This is a genomic window from Arenibacter troitsensis, assembly GCF_900177645.1.
In the GTDB taxonomy this organism is placed as follows: domain Bacteria; phylum Bacteroidota; class Bacteroidia; order Flavobacteriales; family Flavobacteriaceae; genus Arenibacter; species Arenibacter troitsensis.
In genome coordinates, this window is sequence record NZ_FXAO01000002.1 from 595,840 (window position 1) to 612,664 (window position 16,825).

Consider the following 16,825-nt stretch of genomic DNA (forward strand, 5'->3'; position numbering starts at 1 on the left):
CCATATTCCATTAATCATTTGTCGGCCAATACGAAGCTGCTTGCAGCCATGCTAAACCCCACCTAAACATTCCATCAAAATTGTACCGTAGCAACCAATAAAGATGATTGAGCCGAATTGAATCCAAACAAAAGATCCCGAACAATCAAGGTTGTTCGGGATCTTTTATATTTTTGACACTAAGAAAACCAGCATTACCACTAATAAGCTCAACTAACGCTTAATACACCCTCCTCTCTTTCATCAATTTACCTACCGCAGAATCACATTTCTTGGAATAGAGATCTACCAGTTCCTTATATTTCTCCTCATAGGCCAAATTGTTGACCTCGTTTACATCTTCTTTTAGATTGTATAGCTCAATAAATTCCGGATTAGCTTCATACCTTATATACTTCCAAGTATCATCCCTATAACACTCGGTCTTGGGAAGCAAGGTCTCCCCTTCCCTCTGATGCTCAAAAAAGGCAGAGGATCGCCAATTTTTGGAATCACCATCATAAAAGGCAGTTAGACTTTCCCCTTGATAGGTTTTAGGAATTTCCACTCCGGCCAAATCCAAAATTGTAGGTGCAATATCCAGATTTAAAACCATCTCTTCAAATGTTTTGCCCCTTTCAGATTCGGATTGTCTAGGGTCATAAATCATTAGGGGTACGCGAAGCGACTGTTCGTGCATCAACCATTTTCCAGCAAAGCCACGTTCACCCAAATAGTAACCGTTATCACCCATAAATACAATGACCGTATTGTCTGCCAAACCTTCCTCTTCCAGAGTGGCCCTTATCCTACCTACAACACTATCTACGGTACTGATCATCCTATAATACCCCTTGACCATGCGCTGAAACTTCTCAGGGGTATCATATCGCCAGTACCATCTTTTCCGATTCATGGAATGTTTCATAAATTCGGGCAAGGCCTCAAAAAAAGCAGGATCTGCAGTTCCAGGTGTGGGAATTTCATTGTTCATGTACAAACTATCCGCATATTTTGGCCAGAAATATTGTTCTTCCGCACCGTCATCTGCATGTGGCGACCAGAAGGACAAGGACAGACAAAAAGGCTTATCCCTATCGCTTTTAATAAAATCGATTGCGTGATCCCCGTTGATATCAGCCAAATGTTTCTCTTTACCATCTACCATTTTTAGATACGGCCAAAAGGTCATGATACTGGTGTCGAAAATGGAATCCTCTATACCCTCATTGACCTTTACACCAAATTTACCAATAAGTCCGGTCCTGTAACCTGCCTTTTTGAGCAGATAGGGATAACTATCATACATATACCCATTGTTCAATTTAGGTTTCCCGAAATTAAAATCATGGGTCCTCTCATATAAACCAGTAAGAATAGTAGCTCTACTAGCGGCGCAGATAGGTGTAGTTACAAAGGCATTTTTAAAATAGAGGCCAGTAGTGGCCAATTCATCCATATTGGGAGTCTTTATTATTGAATTTCCAGCAAATCCAAGGGCGTCCCAACGCTGATCATCAGTAAGGATGAAAATAATATTTGGTTTTTTTGCTACAACTTCTTCCTGTTTCTGCACCCCATCCTTACAGGCCGACACAAATACCAATAACAAGACAACGGCAACTACTTTTGATAAATTCTTCATTCTATTAGAATAAAATCCAATCTTTTTAAACATTCATTTTAATCGAAAAGCACTACTTTCTGCTCATACCCTTTCCGCAGAACCTCATCGGGAACCGAGGGTACATATTCATTAATTTTTTGGGCATCTCCATCACCTAAATAATCTACATAGACAAAACCTGCCCCACCAACCTTATTGTTCCCTTTAAAACTAAAGGCCGACTGAAAGCAGGTAACCCCTGCTTTTAGATCCACAAGAAACTTGGCAGAGCTCAATTCGCCATCCACCTTTACAGTTTGTTCAATGTTACCTACCTTTAGCGAAGCACTTACTATCCTATCTACCAAATCTCCTTTGCCATTCTCCCCAATACTTTTACCTGACTCAGTGGGCCACCTGCTTACGGCCACCTCATACCTGCCATCCCGAGCTACGTTTACCGTCCATATTTTTTCACCCTGCCTGGTATGAGCATCATGCGAATAAAGGGTTACCGGGTTTTCATGTTCAGACCCTACATACATAGTTGCATATTGATCAAAACCTACGGAAACATCCTGCCACCAATCCTCATATCTTTTGTAAAGTTCTTCCACCACTTCGGGGTTTTCTTCCACCACATTTACCTTTTGTCCCCCATCTTTTTTAATGTTGTACAATTCCTTTTCCTCCCTATTTACCAATCTCCAATCTTTGGTTATCACCTGATACTCTTTATCCTTTACGGGATATTCCACACGTTGGTTATGGACAAATATTGTTCTATCATCTTCCCATTGATTCTTCTTACCGTTTAAAAGAGGCTTAAGACTTCTACCGTCAAATTTTAAACTATCCGCTCCTTTTAATCCGCATAACTCTATAAGTGTAGGCAATACGTCTATATGTGCCGATAGTGCATCTATGTCCTTTCCGCCCTGAATCCCTGCACTGGGCCAACGAATAAAAAACGGAACCCGATGCGCATTCTCATAGCCCCATATTTTAGCCCCTCGCATTCCTGCAGTATATCCTTCCTCCACAAAACCGGTTTCAAAATCCATCCCAACCCCACCAAACCATGGGCATGGACCATTATCTGTCATAAAAATGATTATGGTATTCTCATCCAGTCCCAGCTCGGCAACCTTGCGAAATAAGGCAGCAACATCTTCATCTATTTTCTCTACCATCCCATAGTATTTTGCCAAACGCTCCGAAACTTTGCCCTTAAACGGCTCTACATATTTTTCATCTACAGTTAAAGGGGCATGTGGCAAATTGGTTGGTATGTAACAAAAAAATGGTTCGTCTTTATTTTGCTCTATATAATCAATGGCCTCTGTAAACCATACCGTGTTACAATAGCCATCATATTTTTGAAATTTACCGTTGTGCTTATAGGTATCATCATAATAGTCATTGCCCCAAAAATCCGGGGATTGACCGATACCACCACCTCCGTGCACCACAGCTTCCTGAAAGCCTCGATCATTTGGCCTGAAGGGATAATTCTCCCCTAGATGCCATTTTCCGAAGACAGCGGTCTTATATCCATTATCACTGAATACATCGGCCATGGTGACCATACCTTCCTTTAACAAAGATCTACCTCCTATGGTATGCCATACTCCTGCCCTAGCAGAATAATTGCCGGTCAACAAGGCCGACCTGGTAGGAGAACAGGAAGGATCTACATGAAAATCGGTAAATCGCACACTTTCGTTATAGAATTTATCCAGGTTAGGAGTCTTTACATAAGGACTGCCCAGAGACCCCAAATCCCCATATCCCTGGTCATCGGTCATAATAAGTATTACATTGGGTTTCTTAGCTTCGGTTTTTGGGACATCACTTTTAGCTTCCTCCTTACAACCAATTAAAACCTGGCCAAATGCCAAAATGGTAAGAATATATATTAATTTCGTCATTTACATTGTGATCGTTTATGCGCCAATAGCACAATAAAACAATAAGTTTTATAAGTATAAGTTCAGTGCTAAATTTCAACCATATTGCCAGACAGCTCCAAGTTCAAAATTTTATTTAAAACCACGGAAACCGCACCAATGGATGTAGCCTGATCCCCAAAGGTGGAAGGCTGAATATTTACCCTTGCATTACCCGCCAACAAATACTTATTTCTTTTTTGTTCAATCAAATTGAAGAGTAAATCCCCGTTTAAGGAAATCCCTCCTCCGATATAGACTGTTTCCGGATTTAATAAATTTGCAATAGTGCCTATTCCCTTACATAGATACTCGGCAACATCATCATATATCTTCATGGATGCCGGATCTCCCTTTTTAGCCGCCCTCGCTACCAACTCGGCTGTAATAAGCTCCGCATTCCCCATACAAAGTTCCTTTAATATCTCCGACCTATTATCGGCAACGGCCTGTTTGCCAAGGGACGCTATCCTATGACCGGAAGCCAATGCCTCAAGACAACCGTACATGCCACATTTACACTGAACGTCACTATCCGTATCTACGGGTATATGCCCAAACTCACCGGCGAAACCAGAAAACCCTTTTAAAAGATTCCCTTCAACAACAAGCCCGGAAGCAATTCCGTATCCAATATTTATCACTGCAAAATTTTTCTGATTTTCCTTTACCCCCATCTTCAACTCGCCCAACGCCATTAAGCGAGTGGAATTATCATAGAAAAAAGGCAAATCCAAATGCTTTTCCAACTCTTTTCTCAAATCAATGTTAAACCAGCCAAAATCTGGAGAAGATTCTATTATTCCAGTTTCGCTGTTGACCAAGCCGGCCACTCCAATACCAACTCCCCATATTTTAGCATTGGTTTCTTTCCTGCTCTGAAGTTTATGGATCATCTTGATCACCTTATCAATAATACTGAAAAACCCCTTTTCCAATTCAGTGGGAACCTGTATCTCGGAAATAAAGTTTGCATTTAGATCCACCATGCACCCCCTAATATAAGTGGCCCCTAAATCTATACCTATTATATAGTTATTTTCGTTCTTAAACTTTACGATCATGGGAGGCCTACCTCCACTGGAATTGCCCACTCCCAGACTTTCGACCAAACCGTCCACATTTATCAACTCATCCACAATACGGGTAATGGACGGGGGGGTTAGCCCAGACTCCTTGGCCAGAGACGACCTACTAATCTGACTATTATGCTTAATAAGCTTTAAAACGACTTTCTTGTTGGCCAGATGCAAAGAGGCTGCATCCATTTTCGCATATTCTTTTTTCATACCATAGGAGATTATCTAAACCAAAGATATTAAAATACCTTTCATAATTAGTTTTTCAATAAAACTTTTTCAAAGAATACTTCAATTATAAACAACAAATACGCCATTTATACCGGTAAAACACAACCTTACCCCAGAACCTCCCAGTCCGCAGAAAAATTTATAATTAAAACAAACTTATAATATATATATTAAAAAGTTAGTCATTATAACTTATAGTAGAACAAAATAATTGATATTTAACTAGCGAAAAATTCTACCCCAAGCAATTTGCAACAAGTGTCGACCTCAACTTTAATTTTAGAAAGTCAATTTAATTAAAATAGCAAATACAACCATTAGAGGCTAATGGCTGTTCTTGGTCAATAAAAAGCAATCTAGAAGTATAAAATCGTTAAAGCAATACTGTTATTCCAATGAATCACTTTTATGATTGCAAGAGTACACATTGCGATAGCGCCATCATCCAACTAACAAAAGACAAATCCGTCAGCACAGAAGGAACATTTGAAAATCAACTCCCTATTACATTTTGGCCATGCCCATCCATTCTTCCTTGGTTGCGGGTAATTTTTGGTGCTCCAGCATTATCTGCCATTTACCGTTCTTTTTTATCAATAGTGCATCGAAATGGATAAACCTTTCCGTACGTTCTCCATGTTCATCCAGTAAATTATGCCTAAAAATACCTCTTTCAAAAGCAGTAGTATTGTCCCCTGTCCTTTCTGAAAATCGAAAATCCAAATTTACTTTAGTGATCCCCTTATTTGTTTTTTCAAGTCCATTCCTCCATTGTTCCAGTGCCTCCCGTAATGAATAGCATACCTTGCCCCTATCCGAGACCAATATCCCATCCTCATGGAAAGTTGCCCCATATCCGGCAACATCACCTGCTTCCACGTTTTCCTTTACTACATTCCAATACGCATTCAATTCGGTTATTCTATCCTGAGCAAAGACATTACAACTGAACAACAAACCTATGAACACTACTTTTATTCCTGCCCTGATTTCCATTTATTTATTTTTTTTATCATCTGCTCCCAAATATTTTAATACTCGGTCTTTAAATTGCTGTCTGCAAGATAATCTACATCAGTAAATCATTCAAGTGAACCAAAGGTCAGTTTTTCATTTTTACCAAAAAAGAAATGTATCTCTCCAAAAAAATTAATATTCAAAAAATTGCAACCTTTTATCTACTTCTTTGTCTTTAAAACATCTAATCATGAAACCTTTATTAAATGAAAACAAAATCTATGGGTATTTACCTTATTGCAATATGTGGTCTTTTTTTATCCTGTGATCATGAAATAATTAGGGCTCGGGGAGAAATTACCACAAGGGAAGTGAATATTACCGGTTACTCCGCTTTAAAAGTCTCGGACGCCTTCAACGTTTATGTCCAATTTTCGGATACGGAAGAAAAGATAGAAATTGAGGCAAACGAGAATCTACATGATAAGATTGTAGTTGAAATGGTGGATGGCACCTTGGGTATCAGGTTAAGGAACTTTACAAGTATAAGGGGTAACCCAACCCTGAATGCCTACATTGTTACCAAAAGGATTACCGATTTTGATTTATCCGGTGCTTCCAAGGTAAGCTTGGAGTCCGAATTGTTGGCATCCGACGTATCCATTGAACTAACAGGGGCTTCGGAGTTTACGGGGGAGTTGGATTTGGAGCAGCTGCAAGTGGAAGCAGGCGGAGCGGCCCATTTAGACCTCTTTGGAAAAGTCGACAAACTTGACGTTTCCTTATCAGGGGCTAGTACTCTAAAGAATTACGATTTATTGGCAAAAGCATTGGATATACGATTATCCGGGGCCAGTGATGCGTATCTTTCGGTTTCGGAAACCATAGATATCGATGCTTCAGGTGCCAGTAAATTGAGATATAAGGGAAGTCCCGTCATCAACAAAATAAAACTGTCCGGAGCTTCCGAAATCATTAAGAAACCATAAAAAAAGCTATTGGCTAAGAGTATTGTTTCACATCTTAGCCAATAGCTTTTTTTTATACAAACAGGACTTCAAACAAACTTCTTGGTAACGTCTTAAGAAGAAGAATTAAATTGATAATCCAATTCCTCGACTAGGTTCCCGAAGTTATTTGGAATCCCAATAGCCTTTTTTTCAACTCTTTTGAATCCATTTGCTAAATACCAAAAACAGGACACCGCAAAGTAACCAAGCCGGTAAGGTAACAAAGGACAGAAATACGTCGAACTGGATTGATATATAATAGAACAGGCCAAAGCTTATTGCCCATGCAAAAAACACGGCCTTATTAAATTTCAGATTGGCCTCCTCGGCATAATTCTTAACGATTCCTGCCTGCTTATGGAAAAAATGTTCGAACACGATAATGGCACCGAAAGGAGCCAATATAAACCCGTACAAGGCCACAAAACCAAGTAATTTCATCGCAAAGGCCGGAAAAAGGCCAGCTACTGTAGCCAAGGTACCGGCAATTATGGTAACCCAAAAAGTGGAAAGTTTGGGCACTATGGCCTGAAAGGCCAGTCCCGCCCTGTATATAGTTGGATTGGCAGTTGTCCATCCAGCCAAAACCACAGCAATTATCCCAAAGACACCTATGGCATTGTTGGCCAATGGCCCCGGTGCTACCGTAGGTGCCTCTCCATTTGCCAGGAGTCCCTGAGCTTCAGGTGATTTTAAATAAACAGCATATAACAACGCTGCCGCTATCCAAGCCATATAATGCCCCACATACATTCCGGCAGCCGTGGTCCATCCACTACTTGCCTTTTTAGCAAAACGGAATACGGATAGATCGGACATCCCCACATGCATGGCCGCATTGGCGAACCAGGACCAAATAACAACATGCCAGAAGGTATATTTGATCTGTCCCGGGAAGGGATCGGAACCTTCTCCCCATATTTCCCAAAATTCCGATAGGCTGCCTACCCCCAACTGATTTAAGGCCACGATACCACAGGCCAGAAAGGCCAATACTATCACAGGGGACATCCAGTTTGCCGCTTTTGACACGGTGTCATAGCCTTTGGAGGCTATCAATGAAATAACCGCGCCAAGGGCAATAACAATGATAACCCAGGTCATACCATTGGGCATGGTATCCGTAAGCTTGGGCATTTCCATATGAAAGGGTATCCCCACCGCCGTGGCAGAAACCGTAATCATGGACCCCGCCAAAAAACAGAAAAGCACTCCATTGGCCAAATTATAACCCGTAACCAAACTCTTTCCACAGATCTTTTCCAATTGGTAGTACAGGGTCAACCTGTACTTCACGGCAATTTCGGCCGTCAGAAAACGCCAACTGAGTACGGCCAACAAGTTCCCCAACAGCAGTCCTACAATAAGATCGAAGGCACTTACCCCCGTTGTCAAGAACAGTGGCCCAATTACAAATTCGGTTCCTGCGGCATGTTCCCCAGCGTACATTCCCAGAAAACTTTTCCAACTTTTCAGTTTGGATTCGGGTACGGGTACGCGTTCAAATTCTCCGCCTGCTATATCCTCTATTTCTTCTTCTATATTGAATTGGCTCATAGTGCTTGTGTGTTATTATAGGTTATGGTGTTTGGTTAGTTGTCCTATTATGATTAATTACTTACTTTCTAAATAAACGGGTAGGTCATTAATATCTGTTTCACTTTACGTTACTATTTACTGAATAATGAATGGAACATGTTTCTTCAAAGCATAGTTCTTTCTTAGGAATTTGGAGTTCAATCTTACGTCCGATATACATAATGCCGCACCTAGGGCCGATCCCAAAGAGGAATCCGTGGTGCTAAGCCTCATATTTCTTAGATAGTGTGATATCAGTTGAATGTAAACATCATTATCCGTAAAACCTCCATCTATATATAATCTCTCAATGTTATCCTTTCCACTTACTGTTTTGATACATTCCACCTGCAGTAGAACAAGTTCCACCACTAATTGGTGATAGGCGTGTTCATAGTTATCGTAAGGGATTTTTGTAGATTCTGGCATCCTTTCATCGCTAATACTTACCCATCGGTACATATATTCGAAATCTTTGATAATTTCTAGATAAATGTCATGATTAAATCGAATCGTTTTATGGTATTCGCTGGAAACCTGAAAATGTTCGGAAAGCATTTTAACTTGTTCCTTATATTCATTGCCAAGGAACAAGCTTGAAGCTTTGACCGCCTTTCCATTGATCCGCATATAATTGATACAATTTTTATCAATGTCCGAATCTTTTAGTGCTTCCTCAGAAAATGGGTTCATGGTTATACTCCAGGTTCCAGTAGAAACAAGTATAAATTTTTTTCGAACACTTCGTACATAGGGCAACAATGCCGCCGAACTATCATGTATTCCGACACCTATCTTAATACGCTTGCCGTTATAGTTCATATTGATACTGGTCTCGGTAGAAACGATCTTAGGTAATATTTTATAAATACCCTCTTTATAGACCCAATCGTGATAATCTTTTTTGTTATAATCCCAAAGTGCCGTATGGCAACCAATGCTGGTATGTTCACTTACAGGGATACCCGTGAAGATAAAACTTAAATATTGGGGCAAATGTAAGGAGTACTTTATTCTTTTAAAGATTTCGGGTTTTGTATGTTTTAGCCAGTACAATTGAATTCCCGAATTTAAAAGTCCGGATACCGGAGAACCCGTGGCCAAGGCAAAATCCAATTTAGGGCCATATTTCTCATAAAATGAGTCTATAATTTCCTGAGAAATCTCTTTGGTATAATTATAAAGTGGTGTTACCACCTCATCATTTTCATCCAAATGCACCAAGCTGGCACCATAGGATGAAAAGTTGATTGCAGTAATGTTATACTCCTTGGCATCCAATATCCGGTCAAAAACCTCTTTTAACCATGTTTTTAATCGCTCCAAATCTTCTGTTGGGTAACCATCCTCATCTTTAATATTCTCAAAACGCGTATATTCCCTATACACTTCCTGAAAATCCTTATCGAAAAGAAAGAATTTTTTATTGGTCTTTCCTATATCGAATACCGCCGTTACTTTCTTTTTCATCTGATTGTATTATAATCCGGAAGCTACACTGTTTCTGCCCCTTACATTGATCAAATTTTCCCTCACCTTAAGTGTACGATAGGCATCTATGGGAGAAAGTGCCCCACCGCCCTTGCGTCTTGCCTCCTGCAACAATGGCCGTACATCCGTACGATAGGCATTCTGAAGTATCTCCTGACAGCGGACTACATCGTTTTCCATTTGTGCCGTTCTCAATTGGCCCTGATCTATCAGCAATGCCTTGGCATATGCTTCCTGTATGGCCTCCAAGGATTGGATCAGATCCTCCAAGGGGTCTTTGATATTATGGCTGGCATCGATCATCCATGCCGGGTATGGATTTTGGGGATTATTGTTCATCCCGTAGACCAATTCGTTGAAAATCAAAAAGAGGGCATAAGGTTTAATGCTGCCTACGGTAATATCATCATCCCCGTATTTGCTGTCATTAAAGTGAAAACCGCCCAGTTTGCCCTTCATCATCAGGGTGGCAACGATCTGCTCAATATTGGTATTGGGCAAATGATGGCCCAAATCCACCAAGGTATACGCCCTGTCCCCACATTCGTTGGCCAACATAAAAGAAGTGCCCCAATCCTGGATTACGGTACTATAGAAATTGGGCTCATAAGGCTTGTATTCAATGAACAACTTCCAATCCTCCGGCAAGGCCCTATAGATATCCTTTAGGCTGTCCTGGGTATTTTGCAGGGCGTTCTGGAAATTGTTCTGTCCCGGAAAATTGGACCCATCGGCCAACCAGACCGTAAGACTTTTGGACCCCAATCTGTTGCCTATATCGATCACCTCCAAATTGTGCCGGACCGCCTGTTCCCTTACCGCCTTCTCCCTATTGCTCAGCGAACCGAACCTATAGCTTTCCCTGGCATCCTTTTGATCCTGAAAAGTGTTGGAGTTTACCGCGTCAAAAACAATACCGTGCGAAGCGGCCAATTGTTTTATGGCTTCATAATCCTGTGGTACGTCCCAGGGAATATGCAATGATATGGCTCCGGCAGTCTGGGTCAGGGCATGCAAAATACCCACATCATCTATTTTTTGCTCCAAAGTGGACGGCTCCCCCTGAAAAGAGAACCTTCCAAACCTGGTTCCGCCTGCGCCTAGGGCCCAACTGGGAATTGCCACTTGGAATTCGGCCAATTTATCGATTATATCATGGACATTACAACCATCCTTTACTAGGACGTTCGACAAAAAATCGAATTTTTCCCGGTGCGATCTTAACTCCTTTTGGTTCTTTTCCTGTATTCTTTCTTTATCTATTCTCATTATATTCCCGATTAGAATTAGACCTGTCAGGAATTTGTACGCTACCCTGACAGGTCTCAAAAAAACTAACTCAAACTAACTCACTATCTATCTCACAAATGCATTGGCCATACCGCCATCCACATTTATTATATTGCCCGTGGTCTTATCCAGGATGGCAACACAGGCAAAAACACCGTTGGCTATATCCTCTGGATAAATAATCTCGTTCAACAAATTCCTTTTGGCGTAATGTGCGGGCAGTTCGTCCACGGTAATGCCGTAGGCCTTGGCCCTTCCTTCGGCCCAATCGCCTTCCCAAATCTTACTGCCCACTATAACCCCGTCCGGGTTTACCGTGTTCACACGGATCTTGTCTCCGCCCAATTCGGCCGCCAATAAACGGGCCATATGCTGTTGTGCCGCCTTGGCGGTACCATAGCCCACATTGTTCGGGCCTGAAACCAGCCCGTTCTTACTGGCTATACTTATAAAATCTCCTCCCAGACCCTGTTTGCGCATTATCGCAACTGCCTGTTTGGCAAGTTCAAATTGCCCTTTTACCAAAACATTCTGCAGAATATCCCAATCCTTTTCGGTGGTCTCGTCCAATGGCTTGGAAATGGCAAGTCCCGCACTATGCACTACAATATCCACACCGCCAAACTCCAAACACGCTTTCTTATAAGCCCCCGCAATAGATTCACTTTTGGTAACATCGCAAACCGCATAACTGGCAGTATCCGACTTATAGGTGCCTACAGCCTCCTCCAATCGATCTTCGGCTATATCGGTCAATACCACATTGGCTCCTTCACTGGCCAGTTTATCCGCAATGGCCTTGCCTATACCTCCTCCTGCTCCGGTAACTACCGCTACTTTTCTGGACAGGGGCTGTTCTTTGGGCATGCGCTGCAACTTGGCCTCTTCCAGCAACCAATATTCAATATCAAAAGCTTCCTGCCTGGGCAAAGAGGTATACTCGGTAATGGCTTCGGCGCCCCTCATTACATTGATGGCATTGATGTAAAATTCACTTGCCACCCTAGTGGTCTGCTTGTTCTTTGCAAAACTGAACATCCCAATGCCCGGATATATGATGATCACCGGATTAGGGTCGCGCATGGCCGGGCTATTGTCCCTTTTACAGGTCTCATAGTAATCTTTGTAGCCTTGCCTGTAGGCCTCAAAGGCCGGTTCCAGTTTTTTCAATACGGCTTTGGCATCACCAAGATCCTCCTTCGGATCCAGATCCAATACCAAAGGCTGTATCTTCGTCCTTAGAAAGTGGTCCGGACAGGATGTGCCCATTGGCGCCAAGCGCTCCAAGTCATTGCTATTGATATACTCCAAGACCACATCACTATCCGAAAAATGCCCTATCATTCTATTTTCGGAAGAACAAAGTCCCCTTAGCAATGGCATTATTTGGGAAGCCTTTTCAGCGCGTTCCTCTTGGGGCAGGCTTTTAACTTTTTGCCCTCCAAATACGCTGCCCTTTTCCGTAATCTTTTTGGCGATATACTCTGAAGCCATTTCTATGACCTCCAAGCTGTTCATATAGCACTCATAAGAGGTGTCCCCCCAGGTGAAAAGTCCGTGGCTCCCCAAAACGATCCCCCTTATACCGGGATTGTCCTCCAAACATTTTTCCAATTGCAGGCCTAGATCAAAACCTGGCCTTTGCCAAGGTACCCAGCCCATGGTATCTCCCCAAATTTCCCTGGTCACCTTTTCACTATCCTTGGCCGCGGCTACCGCTATCAAGGCATCCGGATGCAAATGGTCTATATGCTTAAAGGGAAGTAGACCGTGCAAGGGAGTATCTATGGACGGGGCCTTGCTTTCCAGATCGTAGATACAATGATCAAAAAGACCTACCATTCTATCCTCATCCGCAAGACCTCCATAAACGTTTTTCAAGTTTCTCAACCGTTCGGTATACAATCCGGCGATACCGGCCTTGTTCAAAGTACCTATATCCCCACCGGAACCCTTGATCCACATTACCTCTACCTCTTCATTGGTCAGAGGATCCTTTTCAACGGTCTTACAACTGGTATTGCCCCCACCATAATTGGTAATTCGAAGATCGGCCCCTAAAATATTGGACCTATAAAGAAACAGTTCTACCTGATCGTCGCCCAGCGCCTCCGCCTTGCTCTCTTCCCAGAGATAATTAACGTATTTAAAATTCTTTGCGGAATGATTCATAATTTAATAGCTTCAAAAGTTTTATGATTGCTAAAGTATTGCACAGTTCTCCTGAATGCATCCTGTACTGTACTGCAACCAGTATTTTTTTTTAATTTTATCGACCTTTCTGAAACCAAAAGAGCTTTATTTTATTAATAAATTTAAAATTAAATAGCTTATTATTGAAGAATAAACAAAAGCGGCAGACTTATTATTTTAAATTACCATTATTATAGATTAGCTTAGATATGTTCAAATACCTCAAAATAGATGAAAATTCCAGGATCCCTAAATATAGGCAGCTAGTAGATTCGGTAATCAACAACATTTCCATTGGCAACCTAAAGATCGATGATAAAATTCCTTCCATCAATAGCTTGAGCGAGGAATTTTTGCTTTCCCGTGATACTGTTGAAAAGGCCTACCACATATTGAAGGAACGCAAGATAATTACCTCCATAAGGGGTAAAGGTTATTATATAACCAGAACAAAACTAATATCCAAGGTCAATATACTATTCCTAATCAATAAATTGAGCGCCTATAAAATGCGCATTTACAATTCGTTTATAAACACTATTGGGGGCAACTCCCATACAGATCTTCATATTTACCATTGTGACAACTCCCTGTTTGCAAATTTAATAGAGAAGAATATCAACGCATATGACTATTACGTTATCATGCCGCATTTCAAGACAGACGATCTTAAACATATAAGCTATACTGATGAAGCCATAAAGGCCATCAATATGATTCCCAAGAACAAATTGGTGTTAATGGACAATAATAAACTTGAAATTGAAGGGGATTTCATTGAAATATATCAGGATTTTGAGAATGATATCTACAATGCCTTAAAGGAAGGGTTGCCAAAGATCTCGCGATATGGAAAACTGATTCTGGTCTATCCCGAAAATGCCGTATATCCTTATCCCAGGAGAATTTTACACGGCTTTCGCAAATTTTGTGTAGAACACAAAATAGATTTCGAGATCCTGGATGAAATTTTTGATGATATCATTCTTAAAAAGGGCGATCTCTTTATTACCATTGAAGAAAACGACTTAGTGAGTTTGGTGAACCAGATTCGGGACAAGGAATTTATTTTAGGTGTGGAGATAGGGGTTATATCCTACAACGACACCCCATTAAAGGAATTATTGGGCATTACCGTTATTTCTACAGACTTTAAGGTAATGGGGGAAACAGCCTCTAGAATGATCTTGAACAAGGAAAAGGGAAAGATTAAGAACCCATTTAATTTTATAGACCGAAATTCCATATAAAGTCTTTTAGGAAACTCCCCTATCATAACAAACAACTAAACTTTCCATAGACACTAATTGTATTGATCCACAATTGGACCACATGTACTATGCAGTTATTTTCGCCGCCTTTTAACCGCACACAACAGGATAGTTCCCTAAAATTACCAACGTAAGTTTAACCTTTAATCAGAACTGACCTATAAAGAGAATGTCTCTTACGGGAATTTCGTTTTTCTTTGATTGGTCCCGGTAAAGCAAAAACTAAACATTTTAAACATAATATAGTAAGCACACCAAATCCATCTTCATGAAACATTCCAAAACCTTGGGTCTTTGTTTTTTATCAATCTTTTTATTTGGTTGTAAATCCAAAATGGGAGAAAAATCCACAGTGATAAACACTGCATCCAGACCCAACATAATCTTAATATTGGCCGATGATTATGGCATTATGGACAGTCAGGCCTATGCCCATAAATTTTCCGGAGCAAACCGTTCCGAAATGTTTTATGAAACCCCTAACATCGATCGCTTGGTCCGGGAAGGCACAGCCTTCTCCCAGGCATATGCCAACCAGTTATGTTCCCCGACCCGGGCAAGTATCATGACGGGGAAGTATGCCAGTAGACTAGGTTTTACAACGGCCATGCCCCTGCGTGAAACCTATTACAATCAAAATTTACCAATCCCAGACGGATATTACGCCCATGATGTATTGGAACATAAAGATAATATTTTGATAGAGCAGGCATTGAACAATGCCACCTCCAATTCGGCGGTGCCTACCGGAAATCCTTATGATAATGGCAGGGATGAACTTTCAATAGCAGAGGCATTAAAGGACTATCATTCTGCCTTTATCGGTAAATGGCATATTGGTGGATTTGGCGCCCAAGGATATCAACCTGCGGATCAAGGATTTGAACCCTTGGCCTGGTTTGATGCAGGTGGTTCGGTATATTATGATTGGAAAAAAAGCTGGGATAACAAAACAAAGACACGATTTCCCAAAATGCCACAGGAACATTCGGAAATAGGCGATTCGGGTCAGGAGACCAATGAGGATTACCTAACGGACGACTTAACGGTTCAGGCCCTAAACTACGTAGACGAAAGATCCAAACTTAAAGGACAACCGTTTTTTCTCTATTTTTCCCATTTTGCAATCCACTCCCCTTACCAAGGCAAGGAAGATGAAATTGCCTATTTTGAGAACAAGCCTACCAAAGGATGGAACGGCCATAAAGATCCCGTTTACGCATCCATGATAAAAAGCTTGGATAGATCTGTTGGTAAAATTTTGAAAAAACTCGAAGAAACCGGTCTGGACGAAAATACCTTGGTCATATTCATGTCGGATAATGGCGGTATCGATTCTAAAATTACCCCAAAAGGCGATGGCACGGACAACAGTCCGTTTTTAGGAGGGAAGGCCTGTGTAACCGAAGGTGGAATTCGAGTACCGCTTATCTTTAGATGGAAAGGAAAGATCAAAGAAGGGCAATGGGTAGACGTACCCGTAGATTGCACCGATATTTATCCCACTATTTTGGAAGCTTCCGGTTATGACTCCAAAGCTATTATCCAAACCAACAAACTTGATGGAGAAAGTATCCTGCCCCTACTTTCAGACCCTAAAAACATTAAAAAAGGGTATAGCAAGGAAACGCACTTCTGGCACTACCCCTTTAATGTAATTTACAATAGCCCATACGAACCCTATGCACTAACACCTCATTCTGCTATTCGGGACGGAGATTACAAATTAATATTTGATTGGTACGGTAGGTTCCATCTCTACAATATTAAAGAAGACCCGTTTGAAAAAAACGATTTGGCCACTACTAAGACCGTTTTACGGGAGGCCTTGTTCAAAAAACTGATGGACTGGCTAAAAATAAATGTAGAGGAAAGATACTGGCCAACACTCAACCCAGATTACAATCCGGCGAATGAGGAAAGGAAGGTACCTTTCCTGGATTTGTTTACCCATTACATGAAAGAATAATTAATCGGTGCTAAAACTTCTAACGTCCAACCAAATACAATAAATTACTCATTCTATAAAGCAGTCTTGATTCACCATCAAAACCTATCAGCAAAGATGTGATATTTGGAATTAAAAAAAATTAGCCCATTTATTTTAATCCAAGTGTAAGAAAAACTTCAGGATCATCGTCTTTTTTTTAAAATAAATTTTTGGATATTGAAGAAACACTCCATTTAAGGG

At 41.1% G+C, this 16,825-nt stretch carries 11 protein-coding genes; 3 read left to right on the top strand and 8 right to left on the bottom strand.

Annotated elements, in window-relative coordinates; genetic code table 11:
- Positions 1-220 precede the first annotated feature (220 nt).
- The 4 genes from B9Y87_RS06990 to B9Y87_RS07005 form a co-directional block, all read right to left on the bottom strand.
- Positions 221-1,624, bottom strand: coding sequence for a sulfatase family protein (locus B9Y87_RS06990; RefSeq protein ID WP_176225603.1), 1,404 nt, complete (start codon positions 1,622-1,624; stop codon positions 221-223).
- Between the two features lie 38 nt (positions 1,625-1,662).
- Positions 1,663-3,516 carry an arylsulfatase gene (locus tag B9Y87_RS06995; protein ID WP_085497479.1) on the bottom strand — a complete coding sequence of 618 codons (1,854 nt, stop codon included), beginning with the start codon at positions 3,514-3,516 and terminating at the stop codon, positions 1,663-1,665.
- 68 nt (positions 3,517-3,584) lie between these two features.
- Positions 3,585-4,823 (bottom strand): ROK family transcriptional regulator, encoded by a 1,239-nt coding sequence (locus tag B9Y87_RS07000; protein WP_085497481.1) that lies wholly within the window; start codon positions 4,821-4,823, stop codon positions 3,585-3,587.
- A gap of 525 nt (positions 4,824-5,348) precedes the next feature.
- On the bottom strand, positions 5,349-5,840 hold the full coding sequence (locus B9Y87_RS07005; protein ID WP_085497483.1) for a YybH family protein: 492 nt from the start codon (positions 5,838-5,840) through the stop codon (positions 5,349-5,351).
- A gap of 227 nt (positions 5,841-6,067) precedes the next feature.
- Between B9Y87_RS07005 and B9Y87_RS07010 the strand changes: the two genes are divergently transcribed.
- A complete protein-coding gene (locus B9Y87_RS07010; protein WP_085497485.1) occupies positions 6,068-6,790 on the top strand; it encodes a head GIN domain-containing protein in 723 nt (240 codons plus the stop codon).
- Between the two features lie 171 nt (positions 6,791-6,961).
- Here the strand turns inward: B9Y87_RS07010 and B9Y87_RS07015 are convergent, their stop codons facing one another.
- The 4 genes from B9Y87_RS07015 to B9Y87_RS07030 all read right to left on the bottom strand — a co-directional run bounded on the left by B9Y87_RS07015 (position 6,962) and on the right by B9Y87_RS07030 (position 13,342).
- Positions 6,962-8,368 (bottom strand): purine-cytosine permease family protein, encoded by a 1,407-nt coding sequence (locus tag B9Y87_RS07015; RefSeq protein ID WP_085497487.1) that lies wholly within the window; start codon positions 8,366-8,368, stop codon positions 6,962-6,964.
- A gap of 117 nt (positions 8,369-8,485) precedes the next feature.
- Entirely contained in the window at positions 8,486-9,859 is a 1,374-nt protein-coding gene (locus B9Y87_RS07020) for an FGGY-family carbohydrate kinase (RefSeq protein ID WP_085497488.1), read from the bottom strand.
- A 9-nt stretch (positions 9,860-9,868) separates the two neighbouring features.
- Positions 9,869-11,149, bottom strand: a complete 1,281-nt coding sequence (locus B9Y87_RS07025) for a sugar isomerase (protein WP_085497490.1) — start codon at positions 11,147-11,149, stop codon at positions 9,869-9,871.
- Between the two features lie 87 nt (positions 11,150-11,236).
- A complete protein-coding gene (locus B9Y87_RS07030) occupies positions 11,237-13,342 on the bottom strand; it encodes a bifunctional aldolase/short-chain dehydrogenase (RefSeq protein ID WP_085497492.1) in 2,106 nt (701 codons plus the stop codon).
- Positions 13,343-13,572: 230 nt separating this feature from the next.
- Here B9Y87_RS07030 and B9Y87_RS07035 point away from each other — a divergent pair, with 230 nt between their 5' ends.
- A complete protein-coding gene (locus tag B9Y87_RS07035; protein ID WP_085497493.1) occupies positions 13,573-14,613 on the top strand; it encodes a GntR family transcriptional regulator in 1,041 nt (346 codons plus the stop codon).
- A 289-nt stretch (positions 14,614-14,902) separates the two neighbouring features.
- The gene (locus B9Y87_RS07040) at positions 14,903-16,603 is read left to right on the top strand and encodes a sulfatase (RefSeq protein WP_085497495.1); all 1,701 of its coding nucleotides are present in this window, start codon (positions 14,903-14,905) and stop codon (positions 16,601-16,603) included.
- Positions 16,604-16,825: the final 222 nt, after the last annotated feature.